Source organism: Tianweitania sp. (genome assembly GCF_032053605.1).
GTDB lineage: Bacteria > Pseudomonadota > Alphaproteobacteria > Rhizobiales > Rhizobiaceae > Tianweitania.
This window is the reverse complement of the sequence record NZ_DAMBUH010000169.1, coordinates 1-4,549: the sequence shown is the minus strand read 5'-3', so window position 1 is coordinate 4,549 and position 4,549 is coordinate 1. Positions and strand designations below refer to the sequence as shown.

At 62.8% G+C, this 4,549-nt stretch carries 2 protein-coding genes; both read right to left on the bottom strand.

The window, feature by feature from the left end; genetic code table 11:
* Positions 1-287: 287 nt before the first annotated feature.
* A complete protein-coding gene (murJ, locus tag RTX98_RS20025; protein WP_312798633.1) occupies positions 288-1,853 on the bottom strand; it encodes a murein biosynthesis integral membrane protein MurJ in 1,566 nt (521 codons plus the stop codon).
* Positions 1,854-1,883: 30 nt separating this feature from the next.
* Positions 1,884-4,549, bottom strand: a 2,666-nt coding sequence (locus RTX98_RS20020; RefSeq protein ID WP_312798632.1) for a [protein-PII] uridylyltransferase, incomplete at its 5' end; no start/stop codon positions are given.

Genomic DNA, 4,549 nt, shown 5'->3' with positions numbered 1-4,549 from the left:
CGACAAGGAACAGCGCGCCATGGCGGGCGCCGTAGATCGACCCGAGCACAAGCGTGCCGATGGCCAGCACCGCAAGGGCAACCAGACCCGGCGTGCCAAGTGGAGCGCGGGCGGCCGGCGCCGGCGCGACATAGGTGGTGGAGGACATGGTTGTTCCGCTCAATGATCGTTCGGGATAGGCTTTAAGTAAGCCTTCCCAACGAGCGGCAACAGGAATCATGTGCTCCTAACCGACGAAAGGTTAGGCTAGAATTCTACGACGACGACCTTTGTTGAAAGACCGGAGATTATGCCTTGCGCCGTACGCTGCGGCGGATAATGCCAAGGTCGGCCCCACCAAGGCCGAAAGCGGCGAGGATGTAGACCGCGGCCCCGCCGATCACCAGCAGCCCAAGCGCCCAGACCTGATCGATGAAGGCGGAGTCCGAGGCAAGCTGCGGCGCAAACCATTGGAGGCCGTACCACAAGGCCGCGCCCATGATGAGCGTGGCAATAAAAAGGCGCGGCAGGCGTTTGACCAGACCGCGATCGCTCTGCCAATGGCCGCGTCGCAGGAGGACGGCAAGCAGCATGGCGGCATTCAGCCAGCCGGCGGCAGCAGACGCCGTCGCAATGCCCGGTGCACCGATGCGCGGGAAGAGAAGCAGTGCGATTGCGATGTTGAGGGCAACCGACAAGGTCGCAAAGATCATCGGCGTGCGCGTGTCTTCGCGAGCGAAATAGCCGGGCGTGAAGGCCTTGATGAGCACGAAGGCCGGCAGGCCCAGCGCAAAGATCGCAAGCACAGCGGCAACCAGCGGGGTCGAGCCATTGGCGGCAAATTGCCCACGTTCATAGAGCACCCGCACCACCGGCTCGGCCAGAACGAACAGGCCGGCAGCCGCTGGCAGGGTCAGAAACAGGCTGAACTCGACGGAACGGTTCTGCAGGCTGGTTGCCTCGGCCATGTCGCCAGCCTTCAGCGCGCGCGCCAGTTCCGGCAGGAGCACGATGGCCACCGCGATGCCGACGACGCCGAGCGGCAGCTGATAGACGCGGTCGGCCAGCGCCAGGCTCGATACGGCGCTGTTCTGCGTCGAGGCGATCGCGGTGCCGATCAGCTGGTTGATCTGCGTGATGCCGCCGGTGACGGCAGCGGGCAAAGCGAGCACCAGCAGACGCTTGACGTTCGGCGTCATCTTCGGCCGCGTGAAGCCGAGCTTGATGCCGGCCATGCGCGCGGCAATCCAGACGATGGCGAGTTGCACCATGCCCGCGGCCAGCACGCCCCAGGACAGGCCGTAACCGATCGCCGTCGCATCCCAGCCCTGCTGCCAGCCGGCAGCCAGCACCGCGATCAGAATCACATTGAGGAAAACGGGCGCGACGGCCGCCGCGAAATAGCGGCGCAGCGAGTTCAGCATGCCCGCCATCATCGCCGCCAGCGACATGCAGGCGAGATAAGGGAACATGATGATCGCCAGCGACTTCGTCAGCGCAAACTGGGCGGGATCGTCGGCAAAGCCCGGCGCCACGATCGTGGCGATCAGCACGGGCATCGCGAGCTCCATAGCGATCGTCACGACGAGAAGCACGGTGAATAAGACGCCGAACACTTCCTCCGAAAAGCGCCGGGCGCCATCGAGGCCGTTCTGCTCGATCTCCTTGGCGAACAGCGGCACGAAAGCGGCGTTGAACGCGCCTTCGGCAAACAAACGGCGGAACGTGTTGGGAAACTGGAAGGCGGCGTAGAAGGCGTCTGCCACCGGCCCCGTGCCAAGCGATGCCGCCATCAGCATTTCACGCGTGAAGCCGAGCACACGGCTCATCAGCGTGCCGGATGCGACCGTCGCGAGTTTCTTGGCAAGGCTCATGCGGCCGCTCCGATGAAATGGGCGATCATGTCAGGCTTTCTCGGAAACAGCGTTACGTGGGGTAGCGGGCCGTGTTCCGTTTTCGAGAACTTCGCGCAGCCGCGTCAGGATCATCTCCATGCGGGTCGGGTTCTCGATCTTCTGGCCGGTGAGATCGGTGACATAGAAGGTGTCGATCACCTTCTCGCCGAAAGTGGTGATATGGGCGGAGGCGATGTCGAGCGAGAGATCCGACAGCGCACCGGTGATTTCCGACAGAAGGCCCGGGCGATCCAGACCTTCGACCTCGATCACCGAAAAGCGGTTGCTCAGCGTGTTGCGTAGGGATGCATGCGGCGTGATGCGGAACACCTTTTGCCCGCGCTTGGGCTTGGTGCGCTTTTCGATCATGTCCGGCAGCCAGCTTTTGCCCGAAAGAACATCCTCGATCAGCGTGCCGACGCGCCGCGCGCGGCGTTCTTCGTCCTGATCCAGGTCGAACTCCCTGGTGATCAGGATCGTATCCAGCGCGCGGCCATCCACGGTGGTGAAGATCTGCGCATCCACGATGTTGGCGCCAGCACCCGCACAGGCGCCGGCGATGACGGACAACAAGCGCGGATGATCGGGCGCCAGCACGGTGATCTCGGTCACGCCTTCAACCGGGCGCGGGTTGACCATCGTGGCAAGGCGCCGGCCTGTCTGATCGACTTCGCGGATGAAGCCGGCATGGCGGATCTGGTCCACCAGATCGACGGTCAGCAGGTAGTTGTCGTAATGCAGCCCGACGAGGCGCGTGCGCTCCTCCTCCGACCACTCGCTAAGCGCCCGAGTGAGGGCAACCCGCGCTGCCGTTGCGCGGTCGCCGCGCGAGGCATCGGAGAAACCGCCAGTCAACAGCAGCTCGGTTTCATAATAAAGCGTGCGCAGCAGCTGACCCTTCCAGCCGTTGAACACGCCGGGCCCAACGCCGCGAATATCGCAGACGGTCAACACCGCAAGCAGCTTCAGCCGCTCCACCGATTGCACCACGGCGGCGAAATCCTCGATCGTTTTGCGGTCGTTGAGGTCGCGCGTTTGCGCGGTCATCGACATCACGAGATGGTTCTCGATCAGCCAGGCGATCGTTTCCGTGTCATTCGCCGAGAACCCCATGCTGGGGCAAAGCCGCCGCGCAATCTTCGCGCCCGCTTCCGAATGATCCTCGGGGCGGCCCTTGGCGATGTCATGCAGCAGAACGGCGACGTAGAGCAGCTCGCGCTGCGCCTTCATGCCCGGCGTGAGCTTGGTGGTCATCGGATGGATAGCGGCCTCGCGGCCCTGCTCGATAGCCGAAAGAACGCCGACGCAATGCAGCAGATGCTCATCCACCGTATAATGATGATACATGTTGAACTGCATCATCGCGACGATCTTGCCGAAGTCCGGGATGAACTTGCCGAGCAACCCCGCCTCATTCATCCGCAGGAGGTTGAGCTCGGGATTGCGATGTGAGGTCAGGAGATCGAGGAACAGGCGGTTGGCTTGCTTGTCACGTCGCAGCGTGCGGTCGACAAGCTGCAGCGAGCGCGTGACGAGCCGCAGCGCATCCGCGTGATATTCCAGCCCATGCCGGTCGGCGAACCAGAACAGCCGGATCAGGTTCACCGGATCCTTTTCGAAGACATCATCCCGCGCGATCGTGATGCGGTTGTTGTCGATCACGAAATCGCTGGTGCCGGGCAGCTTGCGGCGGCGGCGTGAAAAGCTCTGGAACAGGCGGTTGAAGCCTTCGACATGCTTGTCCTGCTCTTCTTCCAGCGCCGAACAGAAGATGCGGGTAAGATCGCCCACCGTCTTCGCCATCAGGAAGTAATGCTTCATGAAGCGCTCGACGGCCGACAGGCCGGGATGCGCGACATAACCAAGCCGCTCTGCGATATCGCGCTGCACGTCGAAATACAGCCGCTCTTCGGGCTTCTTCGTCAGGAAATGCAGGTGACAGCGCACTGCCCACAGGAAGTCTTCTGCCTTGGTGAAGGCGCGATATTCCTGGCGCGTGAACACACCCTTGCGCACCAGCTCCTCGCCGGTCCGCACGCGGTAGAAATATTTGGCGATCCAGAACAGCGTATGGAGGTCACGCAACCCGCCCTTGCCGTCCTTGACGTTGGGCTCCACGAGGTAGCGCGTTTCGAACCATTTGCGGTGGCGCTCATCACGCTCGCCGAGCTTGGCGGCAATAAATTCCGGCCCGGTATCCTTCACCACCTCGCGGTCGAAGCGCTCCATCAGCTCGTCATAAAGCGGCTCCTCGCCCCAGATAAAGCGCGCTTCCAGGATCGCGGTGCGGATCGTCATGTCGCTGCGCGACAGCCTGATACATTCATCCACGGTGCGCGTGGCGTGCCCGACCTTCAGGCCGAGATCCCACAGCACGTAGAGGATATATTCGGCGATCTGCTCGCCCCAGGGTGTTTGCTTGTAGGGCAGCAGGAACAGAAGGTCGATGTCGGAGCCTGGCGCCAGCGTTCCGCGCCCATAGCCGCCGACGGCCACCAGCGTCATGCGCTCGCCTGACGATGGATTGATGCGCGGATAAATGTGGGTCGCGGCAAAATCATACAGCGCACGGATCACCTCATCCATGAGATGCGAGATGCGCTGGGCACAGGCCGTGCCGCCGCCGTCTTCGGTCAGCAGCTGTTCTGCGTGGGCCTTGCCGTTCTTGATGGTCT